The sequence below is a fragment of the Ravibacter arvi genome, assembly GCF_039540405.1.
GTDB classification, from domain to species: Bacteria; Bacteroidota; Bacteroidia; order Cytophagales; family Spirosomataceae; genus Ravibacter; species Ravibacter arvi.
This window is the reverse complement of sequence record NZ_BAABEY010000018.1, coordinates 142742-165030: the sequence shown is the minus strand read 5'-3', so window position 1 is coordinate 165030 and position 22289 is coordinate 142742. Positions and strand designations below refer to the sequence as shown.

Annotated in this window: 22 protein-coding genes; 8 read left to right on the top strand and 14 right to left on the bottom strand. The window is 51.3% G+C overall.

Annotation, left to right across the window (positions count from 1 at the left end; translation table 11 throughout):
• Positions 1-2 precede the first annotated feature (2 nt).
• A complete protein-coding gene (locus tag ABD852_RS09160; RefSeq protein WP_345028056.1) occupies positions 3-677 on the bottom strand; it encodes an arylesterase in 675 nt (224 codons plus the stop codon).
• 133 nt (positions 678-810) lie between these two features.
• Between ABD852_RS09160 and ABD852_RS09155 the strand changes: the two genes are divergently transcribed.
• Positions 811-1488, top strand: a complete 678-nt coding sequence (locus ABD852_RS09155) for an ABC transporter ATP-binding protein (RefSeq protein WP_345028055.1) — start codon at positions 811-813, stop codon at positions 1486-1488.
• Positions 1485-4022, top strand: coding sequence for an ABC transporter permease (locus tag ABD852_RS09150; protein ID WP_345028054.1), 2538 nt, complete (start codon positions 1485-1487; stop codon positions 4020-4022). The genes ABD852_RS09155 and ABD852_RS09150 overlap by 4 nt, the downstream gene beginning before the upstream one ends.
• A gap of 3 nt (positions 4023-4025) precedes the next feature.
• On the opposite strand, the gene ABD852_RS09145 is transcribed toward ABD852_RS09150, so the two are convergent.
• The 3 genes from ABD852_RS09145 to ABD852_RS09135 all read right to left on the bottom strand — a co-directional run bounded on the left by ABD852_RS09145 (position 4026) and on the right by ABD852_RS09135 (position 7770).
• Entirely contained in the window at positions 4026-4919 is an 894-nt protein-coding gene (locus tag ABD852_RS09145; RefSeq protein WP_345028052.1) for an FAD:protein FMN transferase, read from the bottom strand.
• Between the two features lie 326 nt (positions 4920-5245).
• Entirely contained in the window at positions 5246-6334 is a 1089-nt protein-coding gene (gene aroC, locus ABD852_RS09140; protein ID WP_345028050.1) for a chorismate synthase, read from the bottom strand.
• Positions 6335-6390: 56 nt separating this feature from the next.
• Positions 6391-7770 (bottom strand): BatD family protein, encoded by a 1380-nt coding sequence (locus ABD852_RS09135; RefSeq protein WP_345028049.1) that lies wholly within the window; start codon positions 7768-7770, stop codon positions 6391-6393.
• 105 nt (positions 7771-7875) lie between these two features.
• Between ABD852_RS09135 and ABD852_RS09130 the strand changes: the two genes are divergently transcribed.
• Positions 7876-8082 (top strand): hypothetical protein, encoded by a 207-nt coding sequence (locus tag ABD852_RS09130; protein ID WP_345028048.1) that lies wholly within the window; start codon positions 7876-7878, stop codon positions 8080-8082.
• A gap of 73 nt (positions 8083-8155) precedes the next feature.
• Here the strand turns inward: ABD852_RS09130 and prfA are convergent, their stop codons facing one another.
• On the bottom strand, positions 8156-9238 hold the full coding sequence (gene prfA / locus ABD852_RS09125) for a peptide chain release factor 1 (RefSeq protein WP_345028047.1): 1083 nt from the start codon (positions 9236-9238) through the stop codon (positions 8156-8158).
• 174 nt (positions 9239-9412) lie between these two features.
• On the opposite strand from prfA, the gene ABD852_RS09120 reads away from it, so the two are divergent.
• Positions 9413-9997 (top strand): hypothetical protein, encoded by a 585-nt coding sequence (locus ABD852_RS09120; protein ID WP_345028046.1) that lies wholly within the window; start codon positions 9413-9415, stop codon positions 9995-9997.
• A gap of 10 nt (positions 9998-10007) precedes the next feature.
• Here ABD852_RS09120 and ABD852_RS09115 read toward each other — a convergent pair whose 3' ends face one another.
• Positions 10008-11486 (bottom strand): xylulokinase, encoded by a 1479-nt coding sequence (locus tag ABD852_RS09115; protein ID WP_345028044.1) that lies wholly within the window; start codon positions 11484-11486, stop codon positions 10008-10010.
• Positions 11487-11783: 297 nt separating this feature from the next.
• Here ABD852_RS09115 and ABD852_RS09110 point away from each other — a divergent pair, with 297 nt between their 5' ends.
• Positions 11784-12668: an SMP-30/gluconolactonase/LRE family protein gene (locus ABD852_RS09110; RefSeq protein ID WP_345028042.1), complete on the top strand. Its 885-nt coding sequence runs from the start codon at positions 11784-11786 to the stop codon at positions 12666-12668.
• Positions 12669-12694: 26 nt separating this feature from the next.
• Here ABD852_RS09110 and ABD852_RS09105 read toward each other — a convergent pair whose 3' ends face one another.
• Entirely contained in the window at positions 12695-13471 is a 777-nt protein-coding gene (locus ABD852_RS09105; RefSeq protein WP_345028041.1) for an O-methyltransferase, read from the bottom strand.
• A 31-nt stretch (positions 13472-13502) separates the two neighbouring features.
• Entirely contained in the window at positions 13503-13889 is a 387-nt protein-coding gene (apaG, locus tag ABD852_RS09100) for a Co2+/Mg2+ efflux protein ApaG (RefSeq protein ID WP_345028040.1), read from the bottom strand.
• A gap of 135 nt (positions 13890-14024) precedes the next feature.
• Here apaG and ung point away from each other — a divergent pair, with 135 nt between their 5' ends.
• The gene (gene ung / locus ABD852_RS09095; protein WP_345028039.1) at positions 14025-14690 is read left to right on the top strand and encodes a uracil-DNA glycosylase; all 666 of its coding nucleotides are present in this window, start codon (positions 14025-14027) and stop codon (positions 14688-14690) included.
• 275 nt (positions 14691-14965) lie between these two features.
• Here ung and ABD852_RS09090 read toward each other — a convergent pair whose 3' ends face one another.
• Together ABD852_RS09090 and ABD852_RS09085 are read right to left on the bottom strand one after the other, a co-directional pair.
• Positions 14966-15226 (bottom strand): hypothetical protein, encoded by a 261-nt coding sequence (locus tag ABD852_RS09090; RefSeq protein WP_345028038.1) that lies wholly within the window; start codon positions 15224-15226, stop codon positions 14966-14968.
• A gap of 416 nt (positions 15227-15642) precedes the next feature.
• On the bottom strand, positions 15643-15930 hold the full coding sequence (locus ABD852_RS09085) for a hypothetical protein (RefSeq protein WP_345028036.1): 288 nt from the start codon (positions 15928-15930) through the stop codon (positions 15643-15645).
• A 342-nt stretch (positions 15931-16272) separates the two neighbouring features.
• On the opposite strand from ABD852_RS09085, the gene ABD852_RS09080 reads away from it, so the two are divergent.
• Entirely contained in the window at positions 16273-17235 is a 963-nt protein-coding gene (locus ABD852_RS09080) for a zinc dependent phospholipase C family protein (protein WP_345028035.1), read from the top strand.
• A gap of 3 nt (positions 17236-17238) precedes the next feature.
• Here ABD852_RS09080 and ABD852_RS09075 read toward each other — a convergent pair whose 3' ends face one another.
• From ABD852_RS09075 to ABD852_RS09065, 3 genes are all read right to left on the bottom strand, one after another.
• Complete coding sequence (locus tag ABD852_RS09075) at positions 17239-17850, bottom strand: deoxynucleoside kinase (protein ID WP_345028032.1); 612 nt, start codon at positions 17848-17850, stop codon at positions 17239-17241.
• Between the two features lie 206 nt (positions 17851-18056).
• On the bottom strand, positions 18057-18929 hold the full coding sequence (locus ABD852_RS09070) for a pirin family protein (RefSeq protein ID WP_345028029.1): 873 nt from the start codon (positions 18927-18929) through the stop codon (positions 18057-18059).
• A 105-nt stretch (positions 18930-19034) separates the two neighbouring features.
• Complete coding sequence (locus ABD852_RS09065; RefSeq protein WP_345028026.1) at positions 19035-19625, bottom strand: Crp/Fnr family transcriptional regulator; 591 nt, start codon at positions 19623-19625, stop codon at positions 19035-19037.
• A gap of 192 nt (positions 19626-19817) precedes the next feature.
• Here ABD852_RS09065 and ABD852_RS09060 point away from each other — a divergent pair, with 192 nt between their 5' ends.
• A complete protein-coding gene (locus ABD852_RS09060; protein WP_425568800.1) occupies positions 19818-21950 on the top strand; it encodes an outer membrane protein assembly factor BamB family protein in 2133 nt (710 codons plus the stop codon).
• Positions 21951-21956: 6 nt separating this feature from the next.
• Here ABD852_RS09060 and ABD852_RS09055 read toward each other — a convergent pair whose 3' ends face one another.
• On the bottom strand, positions 21957-22238 hold the full coding sequence (locus tag ABD852_RS09055; RefSeq protein WP_345028024.1) for a hypothetical protein: 282 nt from the start codon (positions 22236-22238) through the stop codon (positions 21957-21959).
• Positions 22239-22289 lie beyond the last annotated feature (51 nt).

Genomic DNA, 22289 nt, shown 5'->3' with positions numbered 1-22289 from the left:
TTCTATAGAATTCCCTGCAGCACCGACCATACATTATCAGCTACAATCCTATGTCCCTCCGCGGTCGGATGAATGCCGTCGGCCAGGTTGAGCGCCCTTTCTCCCCCTACTTTTTCGAGAAGAAACGGTACGAGATACAGCTTATTCCGACCGGCCAGTTCCGGGTAAATATCGGCAAATGCCTTCGTGTAACTTTCGCCCATATTGGGGGGCACCTGCATACCGGCCAGCACAATTTTCGCATCCGGGTACCTGGCCTTCACTTTATCAACAATGGACTGCAGGTTCTTTTCTGTCTCTGCCACCGGTATCCCTCTCAATCCGTCATTCCCACCCAGCTCGAGAAAGAAAACGTCCAGTTTTTTTTCCAGGATCCAGTCGATCCTGCTATTCCCCGAAGCGGTGGTTTCTCCGCTCACGCCTGCATTAACCACCTGGTAGGGCAAATCCAGCGAATCAATCCTGGCCTGGATAAGGGCAGGGTACGCCTCAGTTATTTTCAATCCGTACCCTGCAGTCAGGCTATTGCCGAAAAAAACAATGGTTTTCCGGTTGTGTGCCGGGCTGTCGGCCGGCGCATTTGTCGTTTCCTGCTTTTCACTTTCCCGGTTTGCCTGGCCACACCCCCAGCTCAGCAGCAGGAGTGAAAGTATCCAGAACGATATTGCTTTATACATAGTCCCAAGTTGGATTTTAAGTTGTTATTTCCCTATTTTGAATGAATAAGCGCATGACCGGATTTCACTTTTATAACGGTCAGCATACTGTCCCCTGCTAAAATACATTTTTTCCAAAGTCAGTAACACGATAATGCCTCAAATACTAGAAGTCGCTCAGGTCAGCAAGTCGTACCCGTCTTTCCGGCAGGAGCTGACCGTTCTCGAAAACATTGACCTGAATATAGAACGCGGTGCGACACTGGCCATTGTGGGCCCGTCCGGAAGCGGCAAAACCACCCTCCTCGGCCTGTGCGCCGGTCTTGACCGCGCCACTTCCGGAACAGTTACCCTGGACGGGAAAGTGCTCAATCACCAGACGGAAGATCAACTCGCCCGGATCAGGAACGAAAATGTCGGCTTTATTTTCCAGAATTTCCAGCTGCTGCCCACCCTGACAGCATTGGAAAATGTCATGGTCCCGCTCGAATTGGCCGGAAAAGCCAACCCCGCGGCCACTGCGACGGAATTACTTGAAAAAGTAGGGCTTTCACAACGCCTCCACCACTATCCCACTCAGCTCAGCGGCGGAGAACAGCAACGGGTATCGCTCGCACGCGCGTTTGCGAACAGACCGAAAATCCTGTTTGCCGACGAGCCTACCGGAAATCTGGACGCTGAAACCAGCGAAAAGGTCATTTCACTCCTGTTCGAGCTGAACAAGGAGGCGGGCACCACCCTGGTGCTGGTGACCCATGACATGGACCTTGCTTCCAGAACCGAGCGGATCATCCGGATTAAAGGTGGTAAAATAATTTCCGATACTGAATGACAACTTCCCAACGGCTTGGATGGCTCTTCAAAATGGCCTGGAGAGATTGCCGGAGAAACCCCTCGCGGTTGCTGCTTTTTCTGGCTTCGGTCATCCTGGGCATTGCCGCCCTGGTTTCCATATACGCGTTAAGCGACAACCTGGAGAACCAAATTGACCAACAGGCCGCCGCCTTGTTGGGCGCTGACCAGGAGTGGGTAGCCAACCGCCCTTTTACCGCTGCGGAACGGGCAGCCGCCGATTCCATTGCCCGGGATATAGCAGAAGAATGGAGTTTTGCTTCTATGGTATCTTTCCCAAAAAACCAGGGAACCCGGCTGACCCAGATACGTGCGCTGACAGGAAAATTCCCCTTTTACGGCACTTTGGAAACCCGGCCCCAAAATGCCGGGCAGCTGCTTGAGAGCAGGAAAGTCGCCCTTGTCGATCAGAACCTCCTGCTGCAATTCGGAGCAAATGTCGGTGATTCCATCAAAATCGGCGAGGTAACGTTTTTAATTGCAGGCGCCCTGGAGAAAGCTCCCGGCCAAACCGGCATTGTTGCCTCAGTGGCGCCGGTAGTCTATCTGCCGCTTCGTTTTCTACAGGAGACAGGCCTGGATCAAAAAGGCAGCCGAATCAATTACCGCTTTTTTGTGCGGTTGTCCGAGCCAGGCAAGTCGGCAGAAATTGCCAGGGGCCTGGAAAAACGATGGCCCGGCAACGATGTTAACATCAGAACCATTGACGACCAGAAAGAGAGTACCGGCCGGATGTTTGCCAACCTCACCAATTTCCTTGGGCTTGCCGGTTTCATAGCCCTGCTGCTGGGGTGTATTGGTGTTGCCAGCTCGGTACACCTCTACGTAAAAGAGAAGTACGGGACTATCGCTATTCTCCGATGCCTGGGTGTAAAATCGGGTCAGGCCTTCCTGATTTTCCTGATACAGATCTGTATGATCGGTCTGGTCGGGTCGATCATAGGCGCCTTCCTGGGTACAATTCTCCAGCGCTTCCTTCCGTCACTGGTTTCAGACTTTTTACCATTCGAATACAGCCCTTCGATTTCCCCGCTTGCTATCCTGCAGGGGATTGTCCTGGGCGTAACCGTTTCCGTACTGTTTTCGCTGGGCTCTCTGCTTGGTATCAGGAACATTACACCGCTGAACGTTTTCAGGATTGCTGTGTCTGACAACCGCAAAACCGACCCTCTGCAGTGGGCCGTGTATGCATGCGTAATCGGCTTCGTGTACCTCTTCACTTTTCTGCAGCTCAGGGACTGGAAATCTTCGCTCATGTTTTCCGGGGCCGTCATCCTGTCTTTTCTCCTACTGGCCGGTTTCGCGAGAATTATCATTTTTACAGTCAGAAAATTTTTCCCGGCAAACTGGGGCTTTGTGCCCCGGCAAGGACTTTCCAACCTTTTCCGGCCCAACAACCAGACGCTGACCATGATTGTGTCCATTGGCCTGGGAACAATGCTGATTACGACCTTAATTATTTCGAGAGATATCCTCATCGGCCAGATTACTACGCCCAATACGGCAAACCGGCCCAATATGATCCTTTTTGACATCCAGGACAGCCAGCTAAACGAGGTCCGGGATTTCATCAAGCGTTCCGAACTTCCACTGATCCAGACTGTCCCCATCGTGAATATGCGGCTTGAACGTGTGAATGGCTATGATTATGAGCAGTCACAGAAAGATTCGACGGAGTTCAGGGCTAATCTCTTCAGCCGTGAATACCGGGTCACCTACCGCGACACTCTTTCGGGCTCAGAGAAGCTTCTTGAAGGAAAATGGATGGGCAGCTACCAGCCTTCGGACGGTCTCGTCCCGGTTTCTGTCGAGCAGGGATTTGCCTCGCACAACAAGTTAAACATAGGCGACACGCTTGCTTTCAACGTGCAGGGAATGCCCTTGTCTACCCGTATTGCGAGCTTTCGGGAGGTAGACTGGCGTGGTATGCAGACCAATTTCGTCCTGATATTCCCGACCGGCGTATTGGAAAAGGCGCCGAAATTTCACGTGCTTCTGACCAATCTTCCCGGGTTGGACAAATCGGCGCTATTCCAGCAGGAACTTGTTCAAAAATACCCGAATATCAGCATAGTCGATCTCAACCTGATCCTGGATACGTTGGACAATATTACCGAAAAGGTAGGATTTGTGATCCGCTTTATGGCGCTTTTCAGTGTGCTCTGCGGATTGATTGTGCTGATGGGCGCCGTTGTGGTGAGCAAATACCAGCGTGTAAAAGAAAGCGTTTTACTGCGGACGCTCGGCGCCAGCCGAAGCCAGATTATCCGCATAACCGGCCTGGAGTACTTCTATCTGGGAGCGCTGTCGTCCTTCACCGGCATCGTGCTGGCGCTACTGGCCGGTTGGTCTCTGGCGAGGTTCAGCTTTGATGCCGACTTTTCGGTTCCCTGGCTGACTATTGCAGCGGTTTTCCCCGCCATTACCCTGCTGACCATCGTTATCGGGATGCTCAACAGCCGCGGCATCCTGTCACAGCCGCCGCTGGAAGTACTTCGACAGGAGAACGGGTAAACATCATTCCCGGTTCTGCCAGTTGGAGATTTTCCCGGTTTTCAGGTCGGTTTCCTGCAATTTCACTTTTACGTCCGGAAAATGCGCGAGTATTTTCCGGCTTTTTTTTATGCTGAGCACACTTACGAGCTTAGACATGGCATCTGCCCTTGTGCCGTTCGGCGCGATGACAGTCGCCCGTATAGCCCGCGTCAGTCCGATGCCGGTTCTGGGGTCCATAATGTGCGAGTATTTCTTGCCCTTGTGCATGATATAGCGATAGGTAGCGCCTGAGGTAGCCACTCCGCAATCCGCCAACAGCAACACTTCGTCGTCACTTGCATCGGTCCCGGACGATACCGATATTTTCCAGCCTTTCTCGCCCGGAGGCGGGCCCGAGAGCGCCAAATCACCACCGGCATCCACCATAGCAGCGCCAATATTCATTTCCTTCAGGATCCGTATGCCTTCGTCCGCGGCAAAACCTTTACCAATTCCGCCCAAATCCAGGCGCATACCGCTTTTTTTCAGCCGGACCAGGTGATGGTCCCGGTCGATTTCAAGCCACCGATACCCGGTTCGCCTGACAGCCCTTCTGATAGCTGTCCGTTCCGGGAACCGGCCCTGACGCGACGCCTTGCGCCACACCTGCGTAACTGCCCCGATTGTAACATCAAAAATACCATCGGTCTGCCCGCTGATATTCCGGGCACTGTCCAGAACAGAAAAAAGCACCGGGCTGGTTCTCACCCAGTACCCGTTACCCGATAAAGCGCAAAGGCGATTCAGCTCAGACCCGTCCAGGTAGTCGCTCATCACGACGTTCAGGTATTCCAGGTGATTGAATACTTTTCTTGCCGCCGCTTGTGCCAACGAGTCGCTGGCGGCATAAAAAACCAGCCGGAATTGGGAGCCCATCAGCGGTTTTTCAAATTCGTACCTTTTATCGCCTCCAAAAAGAGCGGAGGGGAGATACAAAAAAATTAACAGAATAATTATATTTGAAACAACTTTCGAAAGGTGATCATGTTTTGTGGCCATCGTTCTTTTCACTAAACCAGCGCTTTATTGAACGTCAAAAATAGATACGCACTGTTATTTCTGATCACGGGTCAGGTAATGATTCTGTTTGGCGCCATGCTCAAAGTGCAACAAAACTCCTATACCAATTTTTTGTTCATTGCCGGTTTGGGACTGAGTCTTGTGGGCGCCGTCATTTTTGTGATCAATATGTATCACAAGCGTTAGTCCCGGCTCAGCTTCGAAGATTTGTTTCGCAGGTAAAAATCGGCCAGTACCAGGGCTGCCATGGCCTCAACGATGGGCACCGCGCGCGGAACTACACAAGGGTCATGTCGCCCCTTGCCGGAGACAATTACCGTTTCACCCGCTTTATTGAGACTCTCCTGGTCCTGCATAATGGTCGCTACAGGTTTAAAAGCCACCCGGAAGTAAATGTCTTCGCCATTTGAAATACCGCCCTGAATCCCACCGGACCGGTTGGTTCTGGTATGGATGACGCCGCTCTCGTCCTTATAGAACAAGTCATTGTGAGCCGAGCCGAGCATGGACACACCGTCGAAACCGCTTCCGTACTCAAATCCCTTAACGGCATTTATACTCAGCATGGCTTTACCGAGTTCGGCGTGCAATTTGTCAAAAACAGGCTCACCCCATCCGGCCGGAACGCCCTTTGCCACGCAAAAAACAACCCCTCCTACCGAATCGCCGTTTTTTCTGACCTGGTCAATGTAATCAAACATCTGTTGTGCTACCTCAGGATCTGCACACCTGACGGGGTTCTCCTCTATCTGGCTCCAATCAAGCTCCTGGTAAGGTTTTACCACCTTGATAGCGCCCACCTGGGACACAAAAGCCGATACTGAAACGCCCAGTTCTGCCAACATCAGCTTGGCCAATGCGCCTGCTGCAACCCGCGCTGCCGTCTCCCGCGCAGAACTTCTGCCGCCGCCGCGGTAGTCGCGGATGCCATATTTTTCTTCGTAGGTAAAATCGGCATGAGACGGGCGAAAGCGGTCTGCGATATGTGCATAGTCCTTCGAACGCTGGTCTTCATTCCGGATAAAAAGCGCAATGGGCGTGCCGGTTGTTTTTCCTTCAAAAACGCCGGAGAGCACTTCGAATTCGTCGCCCTCCTTGCGCTGCGTGGTAATCCTGGATTGACCGGGTTTCCTGCGGGACAGCTCCTTCTGAACAAAATCCGAATCGAAAGTCACCCCGGCCGGACAGCCATCGATAACTACCCCGATACCCGCACCATGCGACTCTCCGAAAGTCGATATTCTAAAAATTTTACCGTAGATACTCCCCATGATTGTCTAATACTAATTTGATGATACCCCAGGGCATTCCATTTTACGGGACCCGGTCATCGACGGAACACCCAAAGTGTCCACATCAGCGCCAAAATTACCACAACGTTCATTATGATCCGAAAAATACCTGCATAATTCCGGTAAATCGAAGCCGAATCCAGCTGCTCCAGATTGGCATAAAGCCGGTTCTCCCCTACTGGCGTCACCGTTTCCGCTGCAATCCCCCCTGCCCCCGACACATTGATGGTTTTCGCGGACCGCAAAGTGTCATAGACTTCCCGCTCCGGATCGAAATAAACCCATTGAAAATATCCCTTGAGGGGGAAAACCCCTTTCTGTTTCGGAACCAGGGTATATTCAAAATTTTTTGCGCCGGAAACCGCGTTCAGATCCGCGCGCAATCTTTGGGTAACTGCCGGCGGGTAGAATTCGAAAGTCTGAACCGGTATGGTAGTAGGCGCGGGTATGGCGGTAATATTTCCCTTCCCTTCGATACTGAACAGGTACCTGAAGGGCTGCCCTACGGAGATCCTTTCGTCCGACAATGTATCTGACAGACGGTAGCTGCCTACCGCCACAAGGTCCCTGCGGGGGTGGGCCGGCAGGTTCTTCACCTCGACAGCAACGGGTCTTGAAAAAAAAGTCTTGATTTCCTTTTCCTTCTCTCCCAGGTTCATCTTGAACGAAACCGCGGGAAAAGCGACCGTCTTATGTATGAAAGGAAAGAAAAAAGACTGATAGAGCCGGTATTCGGTATAGTCCCGCCCCCTGATCGCGACCGGTCTCGGCACAATTTCATCGATCCATGTATTTTCTTCCCAGCAACCATCGGGTTTCAGGCTTTTTATCACCCGGTCCAGCTGGTTATCCAGATCAAAAAACTCCATCTGTACCTGGATATCCTTGGCTACATACAAGGACAGGTAAAGGCCGAATCCTTCTCTTATATATACCTTCTTTTTATTCACGCGAACCGCCAAGAACACATCTTCTTTCTCCAGCTGGTCAGACGGTACCCCTTCAATCGCGGGCTCTTCAGCCTGCGACTGTTCTGCCGCAGCGGCTTTGACTCTGAGCACGAAAGGTGGAACCGGATACTGCTTTCCGCCCACGACCACTACCGACGCAGGTACTTCGAGGTAATTGCGGCGAAGGGAATATTGCTGTGAAATAATTTCCTGCTGCACATGCCGGTCCGTCCCGGCGGCCGTGTTATTGCGTAAACGGGTAGTGCTTCCTTTCTCAAGACCTTCCAGGTTCGGGAAAGCTACTTCGACCCGTTTTGCCGGTTGAGGTACGATCACTTTCAGCTCAAACGGCTGTCCCTGACCCAGTTCTGTCTCCCCGATTTCCACCCGGATTTCCTGCCCGGAAGCCGACAGGTTCAGGATAAAAAAAGTCAATAAAAAATTTAAATATCTATATAATTTCATTTATATTTACTAAGCCATACAATAACTGTCAAAGCCAACCAGTTATTCAATTACAACGTTATTCTCACAAAAAACCTTTGTCCAAACAAAACAAATTTACAAACTATGGCTTCTATGCTGGAATACATTAAGATAATCCTTCAAAAAGTCAGCTTTGACCCTCGCTTGTTTGAGAAGGAATTACGTAAGGCTATCCGGATGTTGATGCCAGAGGAAATAAAAAAGCTAAGATTATGGTGCTATGAGCGCTTCAGCAGCAATCACCAGCCCATTCTTGACCGGGTCTTTCTGATTCGGGCCTCTGTATCGTAAAAGTATGCTTACTAAAATGACAATGTAAATAAATGGGGACGCAATCGGTGACCATAGGGTTTAGAAATGTATGTCAGAGGGCTTCGCCCTCTTTCATTTTTTCGGCGTTTTCCGCTATACGCAGCTGCTCGATAAAGTCTCCGATCTCCCCTTCCATCACACTCGGCAGGTTATAAACGGTATAACCGATCCGATGGTCGGTCACCCTGCTTTGCGGGTAATTATAAGTTCTGATCTTATCTGACCGGTCCCCGCTTCCTACCATCGTTTTTCTCTGGGAACTAATCGCTTCATTTTGCTTTCTGAGCTCGATCTCATACAGCCGGGAACGGAGTACGCCCAATGCTCTTTCCTTATTCTTAAGCTGTGAGCGCTCGTCCTGGCAGCTTACCACCAATCCTGAAGGAATATGGGTAAGGCGAATCGCAGAATAAGTGGTGTTTACCGACTGACCGCCCGCACCGGACGACTGGAAGGTGTCTACCCGGATGTCACCCATATTGAGATCAATATCTACCTCTTCAGCTTCCGGAAGTACGGCCACGCTGGCAGCAGAGGTATGCACCCGGCCCTGGGATTCGGTTACGGGAACGCGCTGAACCCGGTGTACGCCTGACTCGAACTTCAGCTTGCCGTAGACGTCCTCCCCCTCTACCTTACAGACAATCTCTTTGTAACCGCCGGTTGAACCTTCGGTATAATCCAGTACCGACAAGCGCCAGCCCATCCGCTCGATATACCGCTGGTACATACGGAACAAATCACCGGCAAATATCGCCGCTTCATCACCGCCTGTCCCGCCGCGTACTTCCAGGATAATGTTCCGGCTATCATTGGGATCTTTCGGGATAAGTAACTCCTTGATTACCGCTTCTACCTCCTCCAGCTTCGGGCTCAATTCATTCAGCTCTTCCTTCGCCATTTCCCGCAGATCCTCATCCTTCTCGTTGGCGATAAGCTCCTTTGCCCCTGCAATATCGGTTGTCAGTTTTTGATAGATCTTAAACTGGTCCGTGATTTTTTCAAGGTCTTTATATTCTTTACTTAGCTTGGAAAAACGCTTGGCATCCGAAACCACTTCGGGCTGCATGATCTGCTGCCCCACCTCTTCGAAACGCTCACGAAGCGCCTCCAGTTTGCTAATAAAACTACTCATATGATCTATAATCGCCCGACACCGGCAAAACCCTTCTCCCGGTTTTTTTTCAGTCGGCAAAGCTACGAAAAATCAGAGAATTTCGGTGCTAAGCGCAAAGCTTACCCGCTTCCTACGAAATTTCTGCCGAACTTTGCCGCACGACCCCGGTCGAAACAAAAGTGACCTCTGATCATGAAGATTCAAAGCCATTCAAACGCTGCAAAATTCACCCGCACCATCGTGGCAGCATTATTCTCCACGCTTGCGCTCCTTTCAGCGTGTAATACCAACGAAAGGGTATCGAATAGCGAAGCACTTGCTTCCGAAATCAAAGCGGCTAAAATCAGGCGCATCACCGGGGCGGAACTGGATGAAATGATGCTGACTTCCGGAAAAAAGATTGCCGGCATTGCAACACAAGCCCTGGAAAAGGACACTTTGCCCGGCAGCTGCACCCCGACAGCCAGTCAACCTGTTTTTGATCTGTTGAAAAAGAAAACCGGCGCCGCACTGACCCTGGTTTACCTGAAAGACACTGCTTCGACATTTTTGTCAGCAAAAGAGAAAGAACTGCTCCGCGCCTACCAATATGAAGCCGGCAAGGGCAGCGCTCTTTCTTCTGAATTGCAAAAACTAAACGACACGCTGTCTGTTTTTTACAGCCCGGTCGAGAAGTCCAGCGCCCTCTTCAGAAATTGCCCTGATGCAGCCGCCTCTCCATTTGTATTGTGGCGGGTAGAGCTCAACCAGAAAAAAGTAATTCAGACCCGCGATTGAGAAGCCTCCGTCACCGGTTTTCAACAATCTTTTTCCAGCGGGCATAGGCCTCCCTCGTAACTGACTGGTCAGTTAAATCCGGATGAATGGTTTTTACTGCCTGCAAGCCATGGAAGGTCTCCGCCCTGTTTTTGAATACACCCGCGCCCAGGCCTGCACCCCGTGCCGCACCTGTAGCGCCGTCGGTATTGTAGAGCTCAACCACCGCACCCGAAATATTCGCGAACGTCTGCCTGAAAAGAGGGCTTAAAAACATATTGGCCTCCCCTGCCCGGATCAGGTCGGACCTGACACCGACGTTCTCCATGATCTCCATGCCGTAATACAAAGCAAAGACAATGCCCTCCTGCGCCGCCCGCAAAAAATGCGGCAGCCCGTGGCGGTTAAATTCCAGCCCATGGAAACTCCCGCCCGGATTTGCATTCAGCAGCACCCGTTCGGCGCCATTCCCAAAGGGAAGGCACATGAGTCCTTCCGCCCCCACCGGTGCTTCGAGCGCCACTTTATTCATTTCCGCATAAGTCAGGTTACCGAATGTCAGGTGGTTCCGGAGCCAACTGTAGAGGCTGCCCGTCCCGTTAATGCAGAGCAAAACGCCATAGCGCGGCGGGCCGCCTTTGGTTACATGTAAAAAAGTATTCACGCGCGAAAGGGGGTCATATTTCGCCTGGTCGCTCACCCCGTATACCACACCGGAGGTACCGCCAGTTGCCGCTACTTCACCAGGTTCGAGCACGTTCAGAGAAAAGGCATTATTGGGCTGATCGCCCGCCCGGTACGTTACCGGAGTCCCTTCGTTAAGACCCAGCAGCTCAGCGCTTTCCCTGGTCAGGAAACCCTGTTCTGAAAATGTGGGAACAATCCGCGGCAGTAGGCTATGGTCAAATCCGTAATGGTCGAGCAGCATCGATGCAGGCGCGTCGGCAACGAAATCCCACAAAACGCCTTCCGACAAGCCGGAGGGCGTAGTCACCACCTCTCCGGTCATGCGGGCAGCAAGGTAGTCGCCGGGTAGCATAAATTTATCTACTTCCGCATAGATACCGGGTTCGTTGGCTTTGACCCAGGCCAGTTTAGAGGCGGTAAAATTTCCGGGAGAGTTCAGCAATCTTTTCAGTACCTCCTGGTCTCCGAGGTCTTTCAGCGCCCTGTTGCCTATTTCCACCGCCCGGCTGTCACACCAGATTATTGACGGGCGAAGCACATTCATCTGCCGGTCTACCACTACCAGGCCATGCATCTGGTACGAAATGCCAACGGCTTTCACATCCCTTCTGTCCACCCCGGAAACCGATATCGCCTCCTGCGACGCCCTGCAGGCATTTTCCCACCAGAGCTCAGGGTGCTGCTCCGCGAAACCCGCCTCAGGCGCCTCTATTCTCATTTCCGTTTTAGGATAGTAAGCCGACGCAACAGTTTCACCCGTTTCTGCGTTCAAAAGTGAGGCCTTTACCGAAGAGCTGCCGAGATCGAATCCTATTAAATACATATCCAGAATAATATTGCTCAAAAATTAAGGGTAGGACTCCGCCGCTAATAGTAGACGGCGGCATCCGGGAATCAAACGGTTAAATGGTAACCGTCTGCGCAAGATACACAGACTCTCAAAATTTACCATGACCGGAAGCGTATGCGGCGTTCAACTCAGATTTTCTGCTAAAACAATGGCCGTTCCCCTCAAAATGTAGTATCAAATTAGCAAATCGGTCTTTTCACCAGTAGGCATGCGGCAAACCGGCCGCATCCGGCGGCGACGCAAACCGATGTATCACTAAATTTCTGAAGCATGATTGCTACCAATTGGCAAACTGTAACTCCCCACAAAAGTAAACTAGGCGAAGGGCCCGTTTGGGACGACCGCCGCCAGCGGATTATCTGGCTTGACATCCTCAACGGAAAAATCCACACCTATACTCCGGGGAAGGATGCGTATTCATTTTCTGAAACCGGGCAGCTTACAGGCGCAGTCGCTTTAACAGAGAACGATACCTTGTTGGCCGCAATGGAAAACGGCTTTTTCGAAATCAACGAGGCTACCGGTACTTCCACCGCCTGGGGTGACCCGGAATCCCACCTCCCCGGCAACCGTTTTAACGACGGTAAGTGCGATCCGAAAGGCAGGTTCTGGGCCGGGACCATGCAAATGGCGGAAACAGAAACAACAGGCAACCTCTATGTGATGGATGTTGACAGAAGCGTTTATCACAAGCTTTCCGATATAGGGTGTTCCAATGGCCTTGCATGGAATTCCCGGCACGACACGATGTACTACATCGATTCGCCTACCCGTGAGGTAGCTGCGTTCGATTACGACCCGGAGACTGCCGCCATTTCCAACCGGCGCGTAATCCTGACCATCCCCGAAGGCGACGGGTTTCCCGACGGCATGACCATTGACGCCGAAGACCAGCTTTGGGTTGCACTCTGGGACGGCTGGAAAGTGATCCGTGTCGACCCCGATAATGGGTCAATCACGGCGCAGATCGAGCTTCCGGCTGCCAGAATAACCTCTGCAACATTTGGCGGACCCGATCTTACGGATTTATACATCACTTCCGCCCGGGTGGGTCTCTCCGAAGAAGAATTGGAAAAGCAGCCATTGGCAGGCAGCCTGTTCGTGATCAGGAATGTAGGCGTACGAGGAGTCCAAGGCGTCAGGTTCGGCCGGTAAAACAAGCAATAAAAGCTTCGCCGGTTTCAGAATCTCAGAACGAAATCTTCCTTCGCCTGCTCTTTTCTGAAAAAAACGAGCCCGATCCAGAATAAATCGAGGGTGACCGTGACAGCCGGGTGTTTCTTAATTTCATCCCAGGCGGCGGTCATCTCTTCCGACCAGTAGATATCGTCGAAAATAAAAACGCTTTCATTCCCTGCCTGGGGAAGACAAGTCTGAAAATAGCGTACGGTCGGCTCGTAGCGGTGATTGGCATCGAAATATACCATATCAAGGTTTGCGCCGATGTTTTTTACCACGTGAGGGAGGGTCTCGTCAATATTGCCCGTTACAATTTCAATATTTTTTGCCCCGGCAGCTTTAAAGTTCTCAGAAGCTATCGCGGAAGTCGCGGGGCAACCTTCGAAAGTGAGGATATGCCCTCCGGGAATGGCTTTCGAGAAGTAAAGCGTAGTCAGCCCGAGTGAAGTGCCCAGCTCCACCACTGTTCGCGGGGCAAAATGCCCGGCGAGGCGGTAAAACAATTCGCCAAACCGGACCGGCTTTTCCGCATTTTTTGCAATCTGGCTGATCCGGCGTTTGTTGGACTTGTCGATTCGCGACCCGGCGCCCAGGTCCAGCACCTCAATTTCGGTGTGGTTCCGCCGCAATTGTTTTCTCAACAACTCCAGGTCATCAAACCCCGTCCGGCTTCCAGACCGGTTTCTGATGACGTCACGGTACAATTCATACACGAAGGGAGAATGAATGGAATGTTCATTCCCGGCCCTGAAGAAGTACTTTAAATAGGGTAATATCAACTACTTAAGATAATTTAAATAAAGAAAGGGGTCAATTGAGCAGGTGCGGGGCAACAAGGGTAAATTCCGGGATGATGACCTTGAACCGATAACCGTCCAAAAGTCGTTCCATCAGGTAAGTCCCGTTCATTTTTCCAAGCCCGGAGCTCAGGTTGCAGCCGGAAACATAGTCATGAACCTCGCCCGGCTCAAGCACCGGCTGTTGCCCCACGACTCCCTCGCCCTCTACTTCGTAATACTTGAAGTTCGAATCATAAACATGCCAATGCCTCCTCAGCAATTGAACGGTCTGGCTGCTCCGGTTCTCAATCATGATTTTATAAGTAAACACGAAGTGAGATTTCCCCGGGTTGGAATAATCCGGCTGATACTCGGTAAGCACGCTCACCTTTACCCCTTCTGTTACCTCCGAAACCATTTCTTTTCTGATTTAGTTTTGACGAATTTAGTAACCGAATAGTAAACAATAAAAGTTTCAATCAATTATTTTGCGGTTAGCAGCTGTGATTTCCGAATCCGGCTTTTGATCTTCATTTTAATCGTCGCCGGACCCATGGATGTAAAAATTGACCCGTCTTGGAAAAACAGACTTCATGATGAGTTCACCAAACCCTACTTTGAACACCTGATCGGGTTCGTTAAAAAAGAATACAGTGAAGGGAGGGTATACCCGCCCGGAAAGCAGATTTTCAATGCTTTTGACCGGTGTACCTTTGAAAACTGTAAGGTGGTTATCATCGGCCAGGACCCTTACCACGGTCCGGGTCAGGCAAACGGCCTTTGCTTCTCGGTAAACGACGGAATCCCTAAGCCACCGTCGTTGTTAAATATTTTCAAAGAAATACAGGACGACCTGGGCAAACCAATACCTGTTTCAGGAAACCTGGAGCGTTGGGCAGACCAGGGGGTGCTGCTTCTGAACGCCACGCTGACGGTTAGGGCAGGACAGGCCGGCTCCCACCAGGGGAAGGGCTGGGAAACTTTTACCGATGCGGTTATCGAAAAGATTTCGGATGAAAAAAAAGGGGTAGTGTTCATGCTCTGGGGCCGCTATGCCCAGGAAAAAGGGCGCGTGATCCATGCTGAGAATCACCTGGTACTGACTTCGAAACACCCGTCTCCTATGGCCGCGGCATCAGGCGGCTGGTTTGGCAACAAGCATTTTTCCAAAACAAACGACTACCTTATCAAAAGAGGCCTTACCCCGATTGAATGGTGACCTGCCGGCAGTACTTGTCACCGGTGCTAGTCGCGGGGGGGGGGGGAGGGCGGCGGCGGCGGAAGCGTCATTCCGAGCGCAGCCGAGGAATCTCCCGCTCCCTGGACTCAATCCTTTAAATAGGTTTTTTCTAACAACAGGAGATCCTTCGGCTTCACTGCGTTCCGCTCAGGATGACCCTCCGGCAGATGCGCCACTATTGACAATTCTACGGATGGGCGCACCGTTCGGACGGTCATTCCGAGCGGAGCCGAGGAATCTCCCGCTCCCCGGACTCAATCCTTTAAATAGGATTTTTCTAACAACAAGACACCCTTCAGCTCCACTGCGTTCCGCCCAGGATGACCCTGCGGCAGATGCGCTGCCATTAACAATACTATGGATGGGCGCGCCGTCCGGACGGTCATTCCGAGCGCAGTCGAGGAATCTCCCGCCCCCGTACCCAATCCTTTTAAATAGGATTTTTCTAACAACAGGAGATCCTTCGGCTTCACTGCGTTCCGCTCAGGATGACCCTCCGGCAGATGCGCTGCCATTAACAATACTATGGATGGGCCGCCGTCCGGACGGTCATTCCGAGCGAAGCCGAGGAATCTCCCGCTCCCCATACCCAATCCTTTAAATAGGATTTTCTAACAACAGGAGATCCTTCGACTCCACTGCGTTCCGCTCAGGATGACCCTCCGGCAGATGCGCTACAATTGACAATACTACGGATGGGCGCGCCGTCCGGACGGTCATTCCGAGCGGAGCCGAGGAATCTCCCGCTCCCTGGACTCAATCCTTAAATAGGTTTTTTCTAACAACAGGAGATCCTTCGACTACACTGCGTTCCGCTCAGGATGACCCTCCGGCAGATGCGCTGCCATTAACAATACTATGGATGGGCGCACCGTTCGGACGGTCATTCCGAGCGCAGCCGAGGAATCTCCCACTTTCCGTATCCAATCCTTTAAATAGGATTTTCTAACAACAGGAGATCCTTCGACTCCACTGCGTTCCGCTCAGGATGACCCTCCGGCAGATGCGCTACAATTGACAATACTACGGATGGGCGCGCCGTCCGGACGGTCATTCCGAGCGGAGCCGAGGAATCTCCCGCTCCCCATACCCAATCCTTTAAATAGGATTTTTCTAACAACAGGAGATCCTTCGACTCCACTGCGTTCCGCTCAGGATGACCGTCCGGGTGGTAGCCTCCGGCTACCATTGACTTCCATTGACAACATCTATTTGTCATCTCCGCTACAAGGTGTTTTCGCAAAAAAACTTCTTTCTCGGGATGACAGTCCATTCGCAGCTCATAACTTAAACAAAAAAATGGCAACCATCACGGGCTGCCATTTTTCCACCATCTATCTCTCTTTATTTAATCAACATACCATAATGACACTCTCAAGGTCACCCTTTTGAGCACATCTGGTGGCAGTTCCGGTTTCTTACAACTGAAACGGGCCAATTGTCGACGTAAATATACGAAAAAAAAATTTATTGAACTATTTGTATAAAAATTTGTGCAAATTAGTCGTTACATTGCTACTGCGTACTATACTGAATCGTTTTCAAATCAAATTTACATGCTATGCGACCATATGCTCGTTTCTTGCTGGTGTGGCTCCTTGTGCCTTCACCAACCGCTTATGCAATTCCGGGAAACCATTTCTGGGGTTTTTGGGCACATAAATTTATCAACCGGATGGCGGTCTATCGCCTCCCGCCGGAGCTCAGTCCATTTTTTAAAGCTCATATTGCCTTCATCTCCGAAAATGCCGTAAATCCAGATCGCAGGCGCTATGCGGTTGTAGGGGAAGCGGAACGCCATTTTATCGATCTCGACGCCTACCCAGGTGATACACTCCCTGAAACCTGGCCGGAAGCCGTGAACCGTTACGGCGAGGAAGCCCTTAGAAAGCATGGAATTGCGCCTTGGTACCTGCAAAAGCACCTTTACCTGCTTACCGAAGCGTTCAGAGAAAAAAAAACTGATCGAATTATCCGCCTTGCTACCGACCTGGGCCATTACGTGGCGGATATCCACGTTCCGCTTCATACTACGCGGAATTACAACGGACAATTAAGCGGTCAGGATGGTGTTCACGCCTTCTGGGAATCGAGGCTTCCGGAAAAATACGCAAATGAATATGAATTCTGGGTCGGTCCGGTCACTTACCTGCCCAATACAACAGAAACGCTCTGGGCTACTGTCCGCCACACACACGCAGCTTGTGACAGCGTTCTTTTATTTGAACGAAAGATTTACACCACTCTCCCGGAAGGGCGGCGCTATGCTTATGAAATGCGTAACCAGGTGCTGGTTAAGCTTCAGTCCGCCGAATTCACCGATGCCTACCACAAAATGCTTGACGGGCAGGTGGAGCGCCAGATGAGAAGCGCTATCCGGCTTATAGGCGATTTCTGGTACACGTGCTGGGTAAACGCCGGGCAACCGGTTCTTGATACGGTGGCTGATTCACCCGACCCTGAGCCCACTCCTTCCATGCCGGCTGATACGCTGCCACATACTCGCCCGGATGTAGACCGCTGACACTTAGTAAAACAGTTCTTTGTCAAGCAAAGTCCTTATTTGAGCAAAGTCATCTTCGTTATTCGCAAAATCCATCTGATTCACATCGATGGTGATTAACCGGCCGTGGTCATAGCTTTTCACGAATTCTTCGTAGTACCTGTTGAGATTCAGCAGGTATTCGTCTGAAATTGAAGATTCAAAATCGCGCCCGCGCTTCGCGATCTGGCTTTTCAGTTTTGGCAAGTCAGCCTTGAGGTAAATCATCAGATCCGGCGCCGGCACGGCCTTGACAATGGTGTTAAAAAGCATTTTATAGCTTTGGTAGTCGCGTTCCTCCATCATGCCCGAATCAAAAAGATTTCGCGCAAAGATGAAGGCATCTTCAAAAATCGTCCGGTCCTGTACGATTGTCGTATAGGTCAGTCCACGAATTTTCTGAATTTGCTCAAACCGACTGTTGATAAAAAAGATCTGGAGATTGAACGACCAGCGTTTCATATCTTTATAAAAATCAGCCAGGTAAGGGTTGTTCTCGACTGCTTCGTACAGTACCCCCCAGTTGTAGTGTTCGCCAAGCATGGCGGCCAGCGTTGTTTTTCCGGCACCAATATTGCCGGTGATCGCGATGTGCATACCGTATTAATTTTCTCCGGCAAACGTAAGCAAATTATGTGAGGTGTGGGGTATGAGGGGTGAGGCGTGAGGTATGGGGGCGAAGGAACGTGGGGTATGAGGGAGACGGCAGCGACCGGAAGGTAATCGCCCCGGAGTACCGCCGGACGTTCCCCTTCCCCTTCTCACACCTCATACCTCATACCTTACACCTCACCCCTCCTCTCCTAATCCTCCAGATACCCGTATTTCCCCAGGTTAAAATCCCGGATGGCTGCGTGCACCTCTTCCTGCGAATTCATTACGAAGGGGCCGTGCTGAACAATCGGTTCGTTGAAGGGCTCGCCGCTCATTACCAGTAATAAAGCGTCTTCCGTGGCAGTTACCGAGAAAGACTCGCCGTCGTTCTGAAAAATAACGAAATGATCTTTCCCGACCACGGAGTCATCATTGACTTTCACAGCGCCCTCTATCACCAGGAAGGCGGTGTTGTAGTGTTTCGGAAAGCTGAAGGGGACAGTCACCTCTTTTACAAGCCGGGCATTGAACAGATGGACAGGCGTAAAGGTAGAACCTTGTCCTTCGACCCCTTCGTAATTCCCGGCAATCACTTCCACCACACCGTTATTTCCGGGCAAGCGGTACCGCCCCATCTTCTCGCTTACCAACGCCTGGTATTGAGGTGCAACTTTCTTGAACCTGGCCGGCAGGTTTACCCAAAGTTGAACCATTTGAAATGGTCCGCCGGTTTTGCTGAACTCCTCGTCGTGATATTCCTTGTGGAGGATCCCGCTCCCTGCCGTCATCCATTGCACATCCCCTTCCCTGATAACCCCGCTGTTGCCCGCGCTGTCATGGTGGGCCACCGCGCCCTGGTAGGCAATTGTAACGGTTTCAAAACCGCTGTGCGGGTGGGCGCCTACGCCACGCAGCCGCTTGGACGGGGAAAATTCAAACCTCGCGTTGTAGTCCATCATCACAAAAGGGTCCATTCTTTTCTGAAGAGACGGATAACCGTTCGGTATAAAATTATGAACCCTGAACCCATCGCCGACATAATGCGGCGCAGATGGCGAAAAGACTTTCTCGATATTTCTCATGTCATCAGATCTTATTGTAATCAATGACACAAAATTAACCCCTCTCCTGCCTCAGCGCCTTGATGTAAATCAATTAACGCTGCTACCGGAATACGGTTGCTTAATTCAGACTTTCTGGTTTTTGCGGGCGAGATCCTTGCGAACGCGGCTGAGGCTCTCGGGTGTAATTCCCAGGTAGGAAGCGATCATCCACTGCGGGATCCGGAAGGTCAGGTCAAAATACGTTTCGATAAAATGAAGGTAGCGCTGCTCGGCCGTGGCACTGAGGAGCAGATTAATCCTACCCTGCAGCTGGCGGATATGATTCTGAAGCAACCGTTCGTTAAAAACCCCGTAAGAAGGATTGGAACACATGGCCTTTTCGATAAAAAGCTGATCAAACATCACCACATCCGTCGGCTCGATCGCCTGGATGTTCATTTGCGAGGGTTCTCCAAAATAATAACTGCCCCGATCCCCGATGAACCAGTTTTCCGGCGCAAACTGGAGTATATGCTCCTTGCCCGCCTCGTCAACAGAATACGAGCGCAACAAACCGCTTTCTACAAAAATATGAGACTTGCATACATCGCCTTCCAACAGGACAAACTCTCCCGGCCTGAAGTGCTTCCGGGTCAGAAAGGGTTCCAGCTCCCGGAACTCATCCTCTGATAACATGGCCTTGTCCGCCAGGTACTTCTTAAATTGATCGGCCATAAATAAACGGATAGCTCAAAAGTCTTTGAGCAAAGTTAACCAAAGAATCAGCTCCTCAAAAGGCTTCACCGGGCCTGCCAGGACCGCCGCAAGGAAAGCTCGTTTCAAAAAATGATTTTCAGTTATCAGTATAACCGCACGTTCATCCGTCTTATCACTACAATTTCCCCGACTGAATATTCCGGCATTGATATGCACCTAAAACGTTTCCTCCGTTCCAGCTTTACCAGGCCCGGTTTCTGGTGTATTCTATTGGCAGGCCTCATCAACGCCGCCTGTCAAAACGACAACCGCTCTTATACCGGCTGGACCGAGTACCTGGGCGGTCCTGATCGCAACCATTATTCTGAATTGGATCAACTTTCACCGGAAAACGTAGCGAACCTGCAAGTGGCCTGGAGCTACAGCACCCCCGATAGCGGTCAGATGCAAACTTCGCCCATTGTAGTAGACAGCATCCTGTACGGTGTAACGCCCGGGGTCAGAGCATTTGCCATACACGCCGCCACCGGAAAGGAAATCTGGACGTTTGGGGACACGCTAAAAAAATGGTCGCATGTGAGTCGCGGCGTAACTTTCTGGAAACAAGGGAAACAACAACGCATTTTTATAGGTATCGGACATCATCTATACGCCGTTGACGCAATTACCGGTAAACCGGCAACGGAATTCGGCGACGGTGGTAAGCTGGACCTGCGCACCGGCTATCCCGAAATTGCAAAAAACAAGTATGTAGTTTCCACCACGCCACCGGCCTTATTTGAAAATATTCTCCTGCTTTCCGTAAGGCTTTCCGAAGACACCGATGCCGCTCCCGGCGATATCCGGGCATTTGACGCTGCCTCCGGAAAGCATCTCTGGACGTTTCACACCATTCCGCATCCCGGTGAAGAGGGATATGAGACATTTCCTCAGCATGCCTACCTCAATAAAGCTACCGGAGCGGCCAATAATTGGACCGGCATGGCCATTGACACCAAACGCGGGATGGTTTTTGTACCAACAGGATCTACTTCCTATGATTTTTTTGGCGGTAACCGCGCCGGGCAAAACCTGTACGCCAATTCACTGTTAGCACTTGATGTAAGAACCGGCCGGAAAATCTGGCACTACCAGACCATTCACCACGATCTCTGGGACCGCGACCTGCCCGCTCCCCCCAACCTGGTCCGGGTAAAACACGAAGGACAGTACATCGACGCAGTGGCGCAGGTCACCAAGCATGGCTATGTTTTTCTGTTCAACCGGGAAAATGGAACTCCCCTGTTTCCCATTGAAGAAATTCCTGTACCAACGGACGGGCTCCCCGGTGAAGTGGCCTGGCCCACGCAGCCCATCCCGGTAAAACCCGCTCCCTTCGCCCGTCAGGCACACCAGGTTACTGAAAACGACATCAATCCCTATGCCGTCAACCGGGATGAACTGCTGGCAATTTTCAAAAAAACAGACCGTCGACAGTTTGCACCTCCAGGCACAAACGGCTCGCTGATCCTGCCCGGCTTTGACGGCGGAGCAGAGTGGGGCGGCGCTGCAGCGGTCCCGCAGGAAGGGATTCTGTATGTGAACAGCAACGAAATGCCATGGATACTGACCATGGTGCCCACGCCTGCCGACGCAATGCTTGCCCATCTCAGCCCGGGCGAAAAAGTATATACCCTGAATTGTGCTACCTGCCACCAGGCCGACCGCAGCGGCAACCAGAAAAGCGGGTATCCTTCGTTAATAGACATTGGCCGCCGGCAAAACCGTGGCTACTTAGATCGTATCATATCCGGCGGCAAAGGAATGATGCCCGGATTCACGCAGCTCACCTCCGCAGAAAGGCAATCTTTAATCGACTTTTTGCTGGGAGAAGAAAAAACCGAAGCGGTTGCCGGCAATGAAAAGCACCATGAGCAGCTCCCTTTCAAAAGCACGGGCTATCACAAATTTCTCGACAGGAATGGCCTTCCGGGGATTGCACCTCCATGGGGAACCCTCAATGCAATTGATTTGAATACGGGGGAATATCTTTGGAAAATTCCCCTCGGGGAACTTGACTCTCTGAAAAAACTGGGAGTACCGGCCACCGGCCTCGAAAATTACGGCGGACCATTGGTGACCGGCAACGGATTGCTCTTTATTGCTGCTACCAAGGACGAAAAATTCAGGGCTTTTGACCGGCATACCGGAAAACTCCTTTGGGAGACGCAACTGCCCGCTTCAGGGTTTGCCACGCCCATTACCTACCGGTACGGCGGTAAACAGTATGTGGTAATAGCCTGCGGCGGCACCAAGCTCGGCACCCGCAAAGGGAATCAATACGTGTCTTTCGCCCTGCCCTGATACTTATCAGTCAACCTCGGGTGCATCGCAGGGCATATTGGCAATTTCTTCCAATTCCTGTTTTGTCACACCGCTGTAAAAGGTCGGGCAGCTTTTGATAAAGGCAACCACCTCTTTTTTGTAAGCCTCGCAATTGGCAACGCTTGGTTCATTTCCGAAAGCCACAGCTGCCTTGGTCACCTTCTCGGCATTAGCTCCGCAATTGAGAGGATTGGGATTACTTTTATCCTTACATCCGACAAACAGGGCAGTCAGGGCAACAGCCGCAACAATTACATTCTTTTTCATTTTGGTTCAATATTTTTGATAGGATATTGAACCAAAAATACCCGGGCGCGC